Annotated in this window: 12 protein-coding genes; 8 read left to right on the top strand and 4 right to left on the bottom strand. The window is 42.9% G+C overall.

The genetic code is table 11. The annotated features are described in order from the left end of the window. Position 1: 1 nt before the first annotated feature. Positions 2 to 3,043 carry an efflux RND transporter permease subunit gene (locus V7R39_RS03355; RefSeq protein ID WP_334028195.1) on the top strand — a complete coding sequence of 1,014 codons (3,042 nt, stop codon included), beginning with the start codon at positions 2 to 4 and terminating at the stop codon, positions 3,041 to 3,043. A 126-nt stretch (positions 3,044 to 3,169) separates the two neighbouring features. On the opposite strand, the gene V7R39_RS03350 is transcribed toward V7R39_RS03355, so the two are convergent. After that, entirely contained in the window at positions 3,170 to 3,589 is a 420-nt protein-coding gene (locus V7R39_RS03350; protein ID WP_334028193.1) for a CBS domain-containing protein, read from the bottom strand. A 329-nt stretch (positions 3,590 to 3,918) separates the two neighbouring features. Here V7R39_RS03350 and asd point away from each other — a divergent pair, with 329 nt between their 5' ends. Then, positions 3,919 to 5,082: an aspartate-semialdehyde dehydrogenase gene (asd, locus tag V7R39_RS03345; protein WP_334028191.1), complete on the top strand. Its 1,164-nt coding sequence runs from the start codon at positions 3,919 to 3,921 to the stop codon at positions 5,080 to 5,082. Between the two features lie 152 nt (positions 5,083 to 5,234). Here the strand turns inward: asd and V7R39_RS03340 are convergent, their stop codons facing one another. After that, entirely contained in the window at positions 5,235 to 6,248 is a 1,014-nt protein-coding gene (locus tag V7R39_RS03340; protein ID WP_334028189.1) for a 2-dehydropantoate 2-reductase, read from the bottom strand. Positions 6,249 to 7,128: 880 nt separating this feature from the next. Between V7R39_RS03340 and V7R39_RS03335 the strand changes: the two genes are divergently transcribed. Next, positions 7,129 to 8,868 (top strand): protein adenylyltransferase SelO, encoded by a 1,740-nt coding sequence (locus V7R39_RS03335; RefSeq protein WP_334028187.1) that lies wholly within the window; start codon positions 7,129 to 7,131, stop codon positions 8,866 to 8,868. A gap of 107 nt (positions 8,869 to 8,975) precedes the next feature. Here the strand turns inward: V7R39_RS03335 and V7R39_RS03330 are convergent, their stop codons facing one another. Continuing rightward, positions 8,976 to 9,356, bottom strand: coding sequence for a glutaredoxin domain-containing protein (locus tag V7R39_RS03330; protein WP_334028185.1), 381 nt, complete (start codon positions 9,354 to 9,356; stop codon positions 8,976 to 8,978). Between the two features lie 282 nt (positions 9,357 to 9,638). Between V7R39_RS03330 and V7R39_RS03325 the strand changes: the two genes are divergently transcribed. Beyond that, complete coding sequence (locus tag V7R39_RS03325) at positions 9,639 to 10,073, top strand: DUF1499 domain-containing protein (protein ID WP_334028183.1); 435 nt, start codon at positions 9,639 to 9,641, stop codon at positions 10,071 to 10,073. A 34-nt stretch (positions 10,074 to 10,107) separates the two neighbouring features. Here the strand turns inward: V7R39_RS03325 and nei are convergent, their stop codons facing one another. Beyond that, positions 10,108 to 10,932 carry an endonuclease VIII gene (gene nei, locus V7R39_RS03320; protein WP_334028181.1) on the bottom strand — a complete coding sequence of 275 codons (825 nt, stop codon included), beginning with the start codon at positions 10,930 to 10,932 and terminating at the stop codon, positions 10,108 to 10,110. Between the two features lie 548 nt (positions 10,933 to 11,480). On the opposite strand from nei, the gene V7R39_RS03315 reads away from it, so the two are divergent. The 4 genes from V7R39_RS03315 (at position 11,481) to V7R39_RS03300 (ending at position 14,671) form a co-directional block, all read left to right on the top strand. Beyond that, positions 11,481 to 12,173: a hypothetical protein gene (locus tag V7R39_RS03315; protein ID WP_334028179.1), complete on the top strand. Its 693-nt coding sequence runs from the start codon at positions 11,481 to 11,483 to the stop codon at positions 12,171 to 12,173. A 127-nt stretch (positions 12,174 to 12,300) separates the two neighbouring features. Beyond that, complete coding sequence (locus V7R39_RS03310; RefSeq protein WP_334028177.1) at positions 12,301 to 13,134, top strand: hypothetical protein; 834 nt, start codon at positions 12,301 to 12,303, stop codon at positions 13,132 to 13,134. Between the two features lie 189 nt (positions 13,135 to 13,323). Then, the gene (locus tag V7R39_RS03305; RefSeq protein WP_334028175.1) at positions 13,324 to 13,887 is read left to right on the top strand and encodes a recombinase family protein; all 564 of its coding nucleotides are present in this window, start codon (positions 13,324 to 13,326) and stop codon (positions 13,885 to 13,887) included. A gap of 10 nt (positions 13,888 to 13,897) precedes the next feature. Further along, complete coding sequence (locus tag V7R39_RS03300) at positions 13,898 to 14,671, top strand: hypothetical protein (RefSeq protein WP_334028173.1); 774 nt, start codon at positions 13,898 to 13,900, stop codon at positions 14,669 to 14,671. The last annotated feature ends 333 nt before the right edge of the window (positions 14,672 to 15,004 follow it).

Genomic DNA, 15,004 nt, shown 5'->3' with positions numbered 1-15,004 from the left:
CATGGATATCGCACGCTTTTCAATTGATAAGCCAGTTAATGTTTGGCTTATGGTAATAATACTGCTTTTGGGCGGCATTGTGGCCATGACCAAAATAGGGCGCTTAGAGGACCCAGCATTTACGATTAAACAGGTAAAAGTGTATACCGCTTACCCTGGAGCGGGCGCACAAAAAGTAGAGCGAGAAGTGACAGAGCGACTGGAAATCGCTATTCAACAAATGCCTCAATTGAAAGAAGTGAACTCCGTATCTTCACCAGGCCTATCTGAAATTACTGTTGAAGTAAAAAGTACTTACGACAGTAATGTACTACCGCAAATATGGGATGAGCTAAGAAAGCGGATACGGGATACGGCAAGTTCTCTTCCAACTGGTACTCAAGACCCCGTTGTCTATGATGACTTTGGCGATGTGTATGGCTTGTATTACGCCCTAAGTGCACCTGACTTCGACACGCGAGAACTTCGTGAATTTGCACGTATTATTCGCCGCGACCTACTCACCACAGACGGCGTGGCTAAAGTGAATGTTACTGGGGTTCAAAACGAACAGATAGTTGCCTACATTAACCCCTATCAACTTGCTGGCTTAGGTATTTCTTTTCCAGATTTAGCCTCGCTGTTCAGAGACAATCTGCGCCCATTTAACGGCGGTCGCATAAAAGTAGACGAAAAAAATGTTCGTATTATTGTTGAGCGTGCTCCCGATAAGTTAGAGGAAATATCCAATTTATCGGTGGTTATTCCTGGCACCAATCGTTCGCTACGTGTGGCAGACATTGCGACACTAAAACTTGAACCTGCCGATATTCAGCCGGTACTGGTTCGTTACAACGGCGCTGAGGCGTTAACGCTAAGCGTGTCGGCACTTTCAGACGTTAATATTGTAGATGTTGGCGAGCGTGTTAATGCCAAAGTTGATGAGTTGTTAAAGCAACTACCTGTTGGAATTACCCTAACTCCTATTTACGACCAAGCGTCGGTGGTTGACGAGTCGGTAGACGGCTTTATCACCAACCTTGTGATGTCTGTCGCAGTAGTAACCTTGACCTTATGCTTGTTCATGGGCTGGCGCTCCGGCGTTGTGGTGGGCACCGTGCTACTTGTAACCGTTCTAGGTACTATCCTTGTAATGTGGCTAATGGGTATTCAGCTTCAGCGCATATCGTTAGGCGCAATGGTTATAGCAATGGGTATGTTGGTTGATAACGCCATTGTAGTGGCAGAAGGCATGATGCTTAGAATGGCCACGGGCACAACGGCAAAAAGTGCAGCAAGCTTCATTGTAAAACGTACTCAATGGCCATTGTTAGGGGCAACAGTAATAGGTATAGCCGCATTCTCAGGCATTGGTTTATCAAATGATGCCACCGGCGAATTCCTTTATTCCTTGTTTGCCGTAGTGCTCGTGTCGCTTATGATTAGTTGGGTGCTAGCCGTAACGCTAGTGCCAGTGCTAGGCGCTTATTTTTATAGAAAAGGCATGTCCCAAGGTGAAAACGACAATCCATCTGCCATGCTGAGTGCCTTTAAGGGCGCACTATTAAAAGCGCTTAAATTTCGCTGGATAACCATAGCAGCCCTTGTGGTTATTACGGTTGTGGCTTACGGCAGCTTTGGTATGGTGAAACAAGGCTTTTTCCCACCATCGAATGCGCCGTTGTTTTTTGTTCATTATTGGGGGCCACAAGACCGCGATATTCGTGCTACTGAAGACATTGCTCAACAAGCCGAGAAACGTATTCTTGATATGGAAAACGTGACTGCGGTTACCACCTTTATTGGCCAAGGCGCAGATCGTTTTACTTTGACCTATTCCCCTAAGAGCGCTAACGAAAACTATGCGTTTTTTATGGTACGAGCAGAGACACTCGATGCGATTCCGTCAATTCAAGCTAGTCTTGCAAATAAGCTTACCGATTTAGACTTTGATGCTAACTTTTACATGGAACGCATGCAGTTTGGCCCAGGGTCGGGTGCAAAATTGGAGGCACGCTTTTCAGGTCCTGATACAGAAGTGTTGAGAGAGTTAGCAGAACAAGCAAAGGCGCTGTTCTTTGAAGATGCTCAAATCATTGATGTACGCCATAACTGGCGTGAAAAAGGGTTTGCCGTCAATACCCAGTACGACAATTATAACGCAGGTATCGCAGGTGTTTCTCATTCTGACTTCAGCCAGACTGTGCAATATGCAAGTAGCGGTGTACAACTTGGAACGGTGCAAGACGGCGACTACGCGTACAGTATCATGGCTAAAATGGGCAAGGCAGAAGATACTGAGCTTCAGTCTATTCGCGAGTCGCAGGTTTGGTCGTCACAGCAACGCCAATATGTGCCCTTTACACAGGTGTCAAAAGGTCTCGAACTCATTACCGAAGAAATGCGAATTCATCGGCGAGATCGCGTACGCACTATTACAGTTGAAGGTGAACCTGGGCCAAACGAAACCGCCGCAAAGGCATTCGAAAGGATACGTCCAGTAATTGAATCTATGGAGTTGCCGCCAGGCTACCATCTTGAATGGGGTGGTGAATTCGAAAGTTCTGGAGATGCTCAAAAAGCATTGGGCGCTGGGCTACCTGCAGGCTTTTTAGTGATGTTTATCATATCAGTGCTTCTGTTTGGTCATGCTAGACAGCCGCTTATCATATGGCTGGTAGTGCCAATGGCTGTTGTAGGTGTGGTGTCTGGCTTGCTAGCGACCGATATGCCCTTTGGTTTTATGTCATTGCTTGGCTTTTTAAGCTTGTTTGGCATGCTGATTAAAAATGCCATTGTACTAATTGAAGAGATTGACCTTCAAATTGAAGAAGGACTAGCCATTAGAAAAGCCATTGTAGAAGCTACCTTAAGCCGTGTTAGGCCAGTTGCGTTAGCCGCAGTGACGACCATATTAGGTATGGCGCCGCTCTTATTCGACCCGTTCTTTGCAGATATGGCCGTTACTATTATGGGCGGACTATCATTCGCAACCGTGCTAACGCTTATTGCCGTACCTGTGCTTTATAGCCTGTTGTTTAAAGTGAGCTACCGTAAATCTTAAGGGTTTAGTAGCGGCTAAGAACGAAAGCGATATACAGAAAAAAAGCGACCAACGTCCCAGTTAGTGGACTGGTCGCTTTTTTTATATGATTGTTTAAAAACGCACTATCCCTCGTCTATCGCAGCGTTAGCGCTTCGATTCAACACGCTGCTGCATAAAGCGCATCACATCGCGCCAAGACACCATGCCTACCGGGTGCGACTTTTCATCCACAATGGGAATACAGGAAATTTTGTTGTTATTGAATAGCTCAATAGCGGTGAAAATTGATGATTCTGGAGACAGAGTGATAACCTCGCGGGTCATTATCTGATGCGCCCTTTTGTCCAGCGTTGCTCTATCGGCCATTCGCTCGCTGATAGTATCAACAAAGGGACTAACAGCTTTCAATAAGTCTCTGTCTGAAATAATACCTTGTAGTTTGTTGTCATGCACTACCACCAAGTGATGAAAACCCGTTGCAGTAAACAGTTCGCGCAAAGACTGTAAGCTGTCATCCATATAAACGCTTACCACGCGTTTAGACATAATATTTGCAACACTCATACTAAAAGGTCTCGTTTTTCTATTGAATTCAATTGAAGCGATGGCGTTTGAGCATAAAAAGTGATCTCGGCAAATGCAAGCACAACGGCCATTAACGCAAAGCTTCACACAACAAAGTCATAAATTATTAAAGTAATAAATCGAAAGGATTATGTCTAAAAACCTACTAGCAAGAGCCCCCAATAACCCTTAGACTGCGAGCATAAAAATAAAAACGACAGGTAAACCGCAGTGTGCGCAAAGCATACTGCAACAAAGGCTTTCGTAGGTAATGTTACGCTACAGCAAAGCCCATACTTATCATTTTAGCAACAAGGGTTCTCAATTCAATGGCACAACAAAAAGTAGGTTTAGTGGGCTGGCGCGGTATGGTTGGCTCAGTATTAATGCAGCGCATGCAAGAAGAAAACGATTTTGCGCATATTGAGCCCACCTTTTTTACCACCTCACAAAAGGGCTCACCTGCCCCAGTTTTTGGTAACAATTCCGCAAGTGATGGCACTCACAATGGAAATTGTGTTTTAGAAGATGCCTTCGATATTGATGCGCTTTGTCAGCAAGATATCATTGTTACGTGTCAAGGCGGTGATTACACTAAAGCCGTTTACGAAGACTTGCGCGCAACCGGATGGAATGGCTATTGGATAGATGCAGCGTCTGCACTTCGAATGAATGACGATGCTATTATTGTACTCGACCCGGTTAATAACAGTGAAATTACATCTGGCATAGACGCTGGCGTTCGCACGTTTGTGGGCGGCAACTGCACCGTCTCATTGATGTTATTAGCACTTGGTGGCCTGTTTGAAAAAGATTTAGTTGAATGGGCATCGCCGATGACCTATCAGGCTGCGTCGGGTTCTGGCGCTAAACACATGCGAGAGCTTATCTCGCAAATGGGCGCTATTTCTGACAATGTAAAAGCCAGCATTGAAGACCCAGCGACCGCCATTCTTGATATCGACCAGCAAGTGGCAGAGTTTATTCGCAGTGACGATTACCCCAGTGAACAATTTGGGGTACCGCTAGCGGGCAGCCTTATTCCTTACATTGACTCTCAGTTACCGTCTGGGCAAAGTCGCGAAGAATGGAAAGCGCAAGCTGAGGCAAATAAAATATTAGGCATTAGCAACACTGAGCAAAAAGAAATACCTATCGACGGAATTTGCGTACGTGTTGGTGCAATGCGTTGCCACAGTCAAGCCATTACCATTAAGCTTAAAAAAGACCTTCCTGTAGAGGAAATAGAAACAATTTTGGCATCACACAATGAGTGGGTAAAAGTGGTTCCTAATGATAGAGACGCTACTATGCAAGAACTTACCCCCGCCAAAGTAACGGGTACATTAACCATACCTGTCGGTCGAATTCGTAAACTAACAATGGGGCCGGAATATATTTCCGCTTTCACCGTGGGCGACCAGCTTTTATGGGGTGCCGCAGAGCCACTTCGCAGAATGCTGCGCATAGTATTGGCTGCATCTAAAAATTAGCTTTAAAAACGGACTCTGCTTCTCCTAAATGCGCGAAAACTTGATGTCATAACTTGATGTCATAAGGTGCGCAATAACATTTTTGCATTTGTAATTAAAAGCTCCGTTTCTGCAAAGAAACGGAGCTTTAATGTGAGAATGGCTCGTCCTATTCAGGGCATCAACTCGCCGGCTGACAAGTGCGGTGATCCTTCTCCACTCGTTTCAGCTCGCTTAACCAATGACACGATATGACTATTCACCGGAGTGTGAATATTAAGTATTGCGCCTTTACGCACAACTTCCCCGTTTAGAAAATCGATTTCAGTTGGCCTGTTGAGCTCTAGGTCTTCATACATCGAGGAGCGTGCTTGAGGGTCTATTTTTAGCGTGGAGGCAGCAACTAACTTAAAGAGGCCATTGGGAAGCGACAAAATATACGGCATCAAAGAAGGTATAACCTTACCCAATCGCGCTGGCGTAATTCCTTCAGCTTTAAGCACAGCCAACGCCTCTTTTTGTACTGCTGCGACTACTTTTCGATAATCTCTATTGCCTAGCTGTTGCTGAAGTGGAATACCAGAGAGTGCATTAACCGCATTATTAAGGTTAATAATTAACTTACCATACTGGACGCTGGTCAAATCATCATAAATATCAACAGGCATTGTTGCATTGTGCAGCTGCGTAAGGAGTTCCTGGCAAACATCATCTTTATTTTCTATTGCTAAACTTCCTTGAGTGCCACAATGAAAATGCCCATCACCTTGATAAAAAATATTAAACGGTACCATGCCCTTCAATACTGTTTGTTGCAGTGATGCTTGAAGCAATTCGCCATTGCCAACGCCATTTTGAAAGCTCACTACCACTGCATTTGAGGAGGCATATTGCTTTATCAATGCCGCCGCACTCTCTGTGTCTAAGCTTTTAACGCACAGCAATATGAAGTCGGCTTCAGCAAGTACATCGTTATCTGTAGTAAAATGGATATCATTTGCGCTTACCGTGCTATTTCGATGTTCCCAATCGGTTAATCGCAACCCGTGCTGCGCAATATCGTGTTGTAAGCGGGCTCTTCCCACCAGGCTTACATTGGCCCCAGCGGCAATTAGACACCCACCAATGTAGCACCCCACGCTGCCTGCGCCGAGTATGACTATTTTCGTAGTTTTATTATTTGTCATTGGTTTCAAATCCAGTAGAGCATTAATTGGTTGGCGCTACGTAATCGACATTTTTTGCTAGCCTGCTACGACCTACTAATACGACGAGCAAATACGACCTGCTAATACGACGAGCTATTAACTTCAATAATCTAAAACATCTTATTTATCGGCCTAAGCATGCATGCAGTCACATAGCCCACCCTTATTGTTCTGCAATATAAATCAGCAGTATGCCAACACATTAGATGGTTAGGTTGCTCTTAATCCATCAAAAAGTAAACACGCCAGGTGCCTGTTTATGTGTTTACTTTCCTTTGTAACCGACGAATGAATGAGCGCATTTTTTTGAGCGTAAAGTAAAAGAAAGCGAAACAAACAAAGTCGAAAAAAATGTATGTATACTTTGAAAGAGAAAAGGCATTTAACGCTAAGTCGGCCTCACCAATAAAAGACATAGGGTTAATAGAAAACGGGAGGTTTAAATAACTAAGAACACTGTATTGAAGAAGCTTACTGCATAGTGTTATACCAAGGAGAAGAATGACTCCATCGAAAATTTTGTGAGCGAAAGATATGTTTTTCATAGCGCAGCCTTAAAATGTATAAATCTGTGCCAGAAATAGCGACAAATGAAACACGTTATTGTGATGCGTATGAGCTTAGTGCAAATGGCTGTTGATAAACTACTGTACCCTAGCCCTAAATTAGCACCGTTAGAAAGTATCCTTAATTATTACCGTTAAATGATGCTTTTATTGCAAAAGATATTTACCCATTGCACCTTCGGATATCTACTTGCGTATAGAGTACCGCGAGTTGTGTTTTGCACTACAGATGTGTCTTTCAATACATTTGTAGTAGCATGTCGTTCTAGTCAAATGGTTTTAAAGAGGCGCCAATGTCAGATGATCAACAAAATAAAACTAAACAGCCCATTCAAACGGTAAGCGACCTTGCAAAACACCTTGATTACTCGTTTCTCAACAGCCTTGTTATGGACCCAGATGCCAGAGTCGATGGCAGTGAACACAACCCAAGACAAGTATTCTCAGGCCATTATGTACCGGTAACGCCAACACCCATAGAAAACCCAAAGTACGTGGCTCATAGCCACACTTTCTTTGAAGAGCTAGGGTTTGATAATAGCCTGGCGCACACGCCTGAATTTATGCGCTTGTTTTCAGGCGACATGTCTTCCCTTCCCTCTGAAATTAAGCCCCACGGGTGGGCTACCGGCTATGCTCTGTCAATCTATGGCACTGAATATATTCAGCAGTGTCCATTTTCAACAGGCAATGGGTATGGAGATGGGCGAGCCCTTTCTATTTTGGAAACAGTGACTAACAAAAAGCGCTATGAAATGCAGTTAAAGGGCGCAGGAAGAACACCTTACTGTCGAGGCGCAGACGGCAGAGCGGTATTGCGCTCCAGTGTGAGAGAGTTTTTAGTACAAGAGCATATGCACGCACTAGGCATTCCTACGTCTCGTTCCCTCAGCTTATTTATGTCTCAGTCGGAAACGGTGGACAGACCTTGGTATTTGGAGGGGTCGAACTCCCAAGACCCTGAAGTGATGGTGCCAAATCTCGTGGCCATATCAACCCGCGTTGCCCCCTCATTTATAAGAGTAGGTCAATTAGAGCTTTTCGGAAGAAGGGCGAGGAGCAATCAACACCCTTCAGCTTTGCAGGAGCTTAAACTGCTGGTTGAGCACTTAATTGAGCGTGAGTATAAGAATGATATTGATACTAACCAGCCATTTGAAGCTCAGCTAGTCGCCCTTGCTACCGCGTTTCAAGACAGACTCACATCGCTTGTGGCGCACTGGGTTCGAGTAGGCTATTGCCAAGGTAATTTCAACAGCGACAATTGCGCGGCGGGAGGTTATACACTGGATTATGGACCGTTTGGGTTTTGTGAACTGTTCGACCCAGCTTACCAACCATGGACGGGTGGAGGTCGCCACTTCTCATTCCTTAATCAGCCCGTAGCAGCAGAAAAAAACTTCGGCATGTTTTGTCGTGCAATTGAGCCATTACTTACCGACACCCCACAGGAACTAGAGGCACTGCGCAATATAAACGAAAATTTCGCCTCGGTTATGCAGCAAAAAATGAACAGCATGTGGGCAGCAAAACTGGGGCTTGCTGTTTATGATAATGAACTACTGCTTCAACTTTTGCACTTAATGATGCGCACGGGTGCAGACTATAACCACTTTTTCAGAGAGCTATCTCACCTTCCTAGTGATGTTGAAGCTCTGACGACGAGTTTTTACGCACCACTAAAAGAGGGTATGGTTGCTCAGTGGAATGAGTGGCTTCAAAATTGGCGAACCAAGCTTGAAAAGTCAGGTGAAAAGTCGTCTGAAGAGACAGATAAAAAGTCATATAATGTTGACGAATGCGCGAGAAGAATGAAGCTTACCAACCCAAAATTTACGTGGCGTGAATGGTTCGTGGTGCCAGCGTATAAAGAGGCGGAAGGAGGTGACTTCGAACGCATTCACGCTTTGCAAGACATGCTTACCAAGCCATACGATGAACAGTCAGAACATGTGCAAAGTCAGTATTACCGGTTGCGCCCCAGAGAGTTTTTTGGCGCGGGCGGCATTTCTCACTATAGTTGTTCTTCTTAACACCGCGCAGCACTCATAGCACCCAAAGCGGATACAAGTTACCTCAAAATACTGCTCATATCTAAATTAAGGCGCTGTCATCTCAGACAGCGCAATTAGTTGCATCGTTATTTTGCTTCGACAAAACGCTCTTCTAAGTAACCAATAATAGCCTTAGAGTCATACAGCCATTCAACGCCGTTTTCGTTTTCGATGCGAAGGCATGGCGTTTGAATTTTTCCGCCGCCCTGTAACAACTCATCCCTATACGGCGAACCTTCAGACACATTTCGCTTTTGAATGGGTACATTGTATTTATACATTGCTCTGCGCGTTTTAATACAAAAAGGGCAACCAAAGAATTGGTACAACGCTAATTTCTGACTTTCTTCAGCCACCTTCGCTTGTTTTTCTGGCGAACGCTTTAATTTTGTGCCGCGGGTAATAACATCGAAAAACGCAATGATGGCACCGAGTAAGTTGCGAATAAGGTTTATAACGAGTTTCATTTTACAGCTCTACTAACGAATGATGAAAAGACGGCGTGATTGTACTACTTAGTGCCATCGGTTGATAATTAAGATCAAGAAATTTGTTGGTGTGAGCAATGCTAGCGTTCGTATTCTTAAAAAGATTTTTAATCTTTCTAATCCTTACGCTGAGCGTGATACATAGAAGACGAAACGCCCTTACCTCATTTATAGCCCTTTGATGAGCAAACAGCATATGCAGAGGAAAACTTGTGCTAATGTGTAACATTAGGGCGTGATATTTATACTAAAAGAGAAATGATGAAAAAGCTGTATTTATTACTTTGTTCTTTAGCGCTTGTAGGCTGCTCTGTTACTCCGCCAAAGCTGGGTATAAGCGGTGAATCGCTTAAAGACTGCCCTGCTACTCCTAACTGCATTAACAGTATGAACAATGGCTCTAGGGATATGGCACCAATTCTATTTAACGGTTCAATGGCAAACGCAAAAGAAAAGTTGCTAAGCGTTATACATTCACTACCTCGAAGCACCGTAGTTGAAGAACGAGATAATTACGTGAGGGTGGAGTTCAGGTCGCAATTATTTGGCTTTGTTGATGATGTTGAGTTTTTACTATCACAATCACAAAATACTAAAACAAAAATTAACTTTAGGTCGGCATCACGGCTTGGGTTGTCCGACCTAGGTGTAAATAAAGCGCGAATGAAAAGGGTTACTGCGTTGTTTGCCAAGTAAAACCCTTTCCGGTTTTTAGGATAAGGTAATTCAACTAGATTAATGGCTGACAGCTTTCACACCAATATATCCGGCGTCCATTCCGCTGCCCTTTAATTATTGGTGTAACACATTCTCTACAAGGAAGTTCTTCGCGATTGAACACCATAAACCGAACGCTTTCATAGCTTCCATTGGTTTTTGAAAGCGCAGAGGCCATACTCGTTGGCACTGTATGCCCTCGTGTTTTATACGCTCGCTTACCTACCGCTATCGTTTGTTTGGCAAGGGCCTCTATTTGCTCTGAGTTTAACTGCTTAGGTTTGTAGTCAGGATGCACGCCTGCGGCAAACATTATTTCACTTCGCAAATAGTTACCAATACCCGCTACAAAATGCTGGTCGAGATACAGCGCGCTTAAACTGCGATTGCAGAAACGCGCTGAAAGAAGTCGTTTACTGAGGGTTTGCCACTTCAAATTCGTCTGAAGTATGTCTGGACCAATTTTAGTCAAAAACGGGTGGGCTTGAAGCTCTTCAGGCTGATAAATACCAATATCGGACGCACTATAAAGCAATGCGCTCTTTTCCTTGGTGTGAAGCGCTAATCGCAGGGAGCGCTTAGTAGCGGGTAACTCACCTCTTTTTGCGGTCATCCAAACGCCATAAAGTTGATTATGAGAGTAAACCGAAAGCTGATTATCGAAATGAATAAGCATGGCCTTTCCTCTCGTCTCAACCTGCTCAACCCGTCGGCCTTTTAGCTTGGCAGCGCCTTGAGTTAGGTGAGGCAAGCCAACCTCTATATCTTCTATCTGCTGACCTTCAATAACCTTAGCAATTTTATCCGCAGCAAGACGAATTTCAGGACCCTCTGGCATTTCACTAAACCCTTATACGGATAACAATAAAACTAATAATACTAGGACTTTACGTTTGAAATCTGTGAAGGGATTTTTATTTTTTTGGTTGTTTATAAACCAAAGTTATTCAGACACAAAAAAGCCCCGTTCTTTTCAAAGAAACGGGGCTTTCTTTATTTGGCGGAGAGAGAGGGATTCGAACCCTCGTAAATGCGAGACCAAAAATAAAACCATATAAAACATAAACTTGAGTGTAAAGCATTGGTGATTCTTGTACCAGCATATTGTACCTATTATTGTGAACAATTTTACTCGTAGCAACTTAAGTGTATAAATATTTACCATAGGAAAAAATTAGTGAATAATTAATCTGCTGAACAATATAAAGGATAGAGGGAATTACCATCAGATTATTAGGCGCATCTTTAAAGCTCAAAAAACAATCGATAAAGAATTGGCTCCGTAAGGGTTTCAGTTGGACTGACATCGCTACTTTATTAACTAATAATTACAGCCTGCTTTTAATTTTCTGTACGTATACATATGCCATGGTGCTTGGGCCACTTGTGGTCAAATTCGACTGGGTATATCTTCAAGAGGTTTGGTCTAGGTGGCAGAGTTTGAATGTGGGTGTATTGGCGTTAATCTCTAGTGTGCTGGTATTTAAAGCCACTAAGCACCACTCTGAACAAGAAAGACAGCGTCGATTCAAAGCCGCAAGAGCGATGTTACCTGATGCTCTTTCTGAACTAACAACTTACCTAAAGTACGCAGCAAAGTCATTAGACCAATTATGGGATGACTTCGAATATTCTGCAGTTTCTAGTGATAGTGAATTCGAGATCATCTACCCTGAATTACCCGTAAAGGCGCGTGAGACTATCAAAGAATGTATTAGTCAAGCCAATGACGATGTAGGTGATTATCTCGCTAGAGTATTAGCCAACCTTCAAGTATTCGATACACGATTATCTGAAATGTGCGAAGAGTGCAAAGGGAAAGCACGTAAATCTCCACATGGTCAGGAAGTAAAAGTAGCAATGATACTGGCAGCTAAATCTCACGCCTTAGTTAGCAATATTTTCGAGTTTTCGAGGGGAATAACAAATTTCAGTGCCATTGAGTTAGAGTTACATCATTACATGTCATCTTATGCATTGCTTGAATTAGAAGTGGGTACTGGCTTGGATAAATACTCGGACTTAACCGCAATGACAGTGAAGAGTATTGGTTCTAAAGAGGGAGTATTTAGTCTGTAAGTTATTACACGGTAACAAAGAATTTATAATCCTCTCTATACGGAAGCCAACTCGAGCCTTTTATTTTGAATACACTATTAACAGCTTAAGTCGCTCATTACCTCCACTAATTTACAAGGACTTAAATATGCGTAATTTTTTATCATATATCATAGCCCTAACAGTCTTCTTTATTGCTTCTAGTTCTGTTGGAGAACTTTTCAGTAGCTATGATGATAAAGGGAACGTTGATGTTAAAGGTATCTTCATAGCAATAACTGTAGGGATGTTAGCAGCTTACTATACTGGTAAGTGGTTCAGCGATAAGTTTGTTCCTTATCATATTTATATTACTTTTCCTATATGCGCAATATTAGTCCTAGGTTACTACTTACATCAAAAATTTGGCTATAGTTCCCTTCTAAGCAAGCCATGGTTTCAAATCTATATTTTGGGAATACTCTCTGCTGTTTTAACATCTGTCGTGTCTTTCATTTGGAAGAAGCTAACAGAACACATTTCTGGCGAAGCTGCTATAAACAAACAAATTAGAAGGCTATTTCAGACCTCTAAAAGTAATATCTACACCAGACATGGAGTTCCTTTCGTTTTGACACTCCATAGTTTATTCGTATTGACCTCTTGGATATGCGTTATCTTGAATATAATCGATATCTTAGGGGCAACCTATGCACTTTCTAAAATACTACTTCGTAGTGAATCAGAGCAATTTAAACGTATTAAAATGCCTTTAATAAACAATAAAAGTTTATCGAATGAAAAAGCTTGGGCTCTTCTATCAGCATACGCAATTACAATGGGAGCCAGTGTCGATAAAGACGATCTCATAGCAGACCTTGAGAATGTCTCAAGAGTACATGTAAACTTTGATTTTGATAGAGCACTCAATGAACTTCAATTCATGTCCGTAATAAGCTCAGATATCGTTGAATCAACAAGAGCTCACTTTGAACCTACTTAAATCATGATGAATAAGTCTAATAATTGATTTAACTACTTTTTGCTCTCTATCGTTTGAAGGCATCTGTATTCATTAGGTATACCCATACGAGCATAGTCAAAACCGCCCTCAAATGTACCTCTATGACTTGATTTTTATTTATGGGTACTTTACCCTCTGCCACGTCTTAGAATCAAACAGGTACAGGAAGTGGCTGATTTAGCTTACATCAGGGTCTCTACTACGGACCAAAACACAGACCGTCAGTTGTCAGACTCTGGGCTCTCTTTCAAGAAGCAATTCATTGACCGCTGTAGTGGTGGTACTACTAACCGCCCAGCAATAGAAGACCTTAAGGAATATGCCAGAGAGGGAGATACTATTCATGTTCATAGTATTGATAGACTCGCTAGGAACCTTGTAGACCTCAAGACACTCGTAACCCAATGGAACTCAGAGGGAATCAACGTAAAGTTTCATAGAGAGGCATTGTGCTTCAATGCTGGTGGGTCTGATGCAATGTCTGACTTAATGCTAAGCATGTTAGGAGCTGTTGCCCAGTTTGAGCTATCAATGATTCAAGAGAGACGTCAGGAAGGCATAGAGAAAGCCAAGCAAGCTGGTAAGTATCGTGGGCGTCCAGTTAATCAATCCAACCACCAGCGCATACACACACTGCGCTCAGAGGGCGTATCGCTTCGTAAGATTGCCTCTGAGGTAGGTGTGTCATTATCAACAGTGCAAAGGGCTTTAGCAGTCTCTGAGAAAGATTAAGTAATTATCAATGAGTAGAAAAGTAACACCAAGAAAGTGTAGTGAATGTGGTAAACGTAGAATGCCAGCCAAAAGGTCAAACGGGCGGTTGAGTACAAAGTGTAAAGATTGTTTTGGAGGTCAGTTCTGGCAATCTGAATTTGGTCGCTGGTTTGCAGAGGCAGCTAAGAGGCAGTCACCAGTTAGTATGCCTATCGATGAGAATGATATTAAGGGGATTCATGGCCTATGGAAAGAGCGTAAGAAGGGCACAGGTTTTAAAAGAGTAAGGGGTCAACTAAAGCCAATCTATGATTACCATATCAGCCACAGGGACCCAGCAAAAGGGGATGGGTTTCAAGGTCGTTTTACCACGGCAAACCTTATGGTTGCCACAGCTAAAGCCAACAAAATGGCTTATAACAAAGAGTCAATAGATCATGGTTTCAGGGTTTACACCAATAAAAGGCCCTTTGAAACAGCAGCAAAGGTAAGAGAGTGGTCTAGCGGACAATATGATTTAACAGGGCTTGTTGGAGAGTTAGAACTCAAGAAATACGTTTTTAAGAAAAACAGTATTGTAGATATTAACTCAGATTTCTTACCTCAAGGAAAGCCGCCACAGACAATGCTGGAGCATCAACTGAATAGGTTCAAAGGAGGCAGCACGGAGCCTTGGAGACACACAGTAAGCAACGCTAACGAATCGTTTTCATCAGCTCTTGTATATGGAATTGGTCTTGGTAGTGGTGAACTAGATGAGTCTTATGAGGGGCCTCAAGAGCTATCAGTTGATGATTTCTAGCTTAATTCAAAGGCCCGCACAGTTACCTCGAAAAACATATCAATGACCTTTGCAAATCCCTTTAGTGGCGTGGCTTGAAGAGGTTTCCTTGATGACCTATTGAGCACGCCTCGACGATACAGGAGTACATTTTTACTCATTAGCGAAATACTGAACTTTGAAAGGAGTTGGATAAGTTCAGTCAAAAATTCGAGCCCGTGTGGCATACAATCACTAACGAGAGATACCAGTGAGCATTTACTGAGGTCAAGGCAATGTCTGTAAAAGTATAAGCAACAAATATATAACTTTTGTTGAGCTTATGAGCTTTTAGCTTTAAGAAGGAACTTTACA

Source organism: Alteromonas sp. P256 (genome assembly GCF_036864455.1).
Lineage (GTDB): Bacteria > Pseudomonadota > Gammaproteobacteria > Enterobacterales > Alteromonadaceae > Alteromonas.
This window is presented reverse-complemented; position numbering and strand designations above follow the sequence as displayed.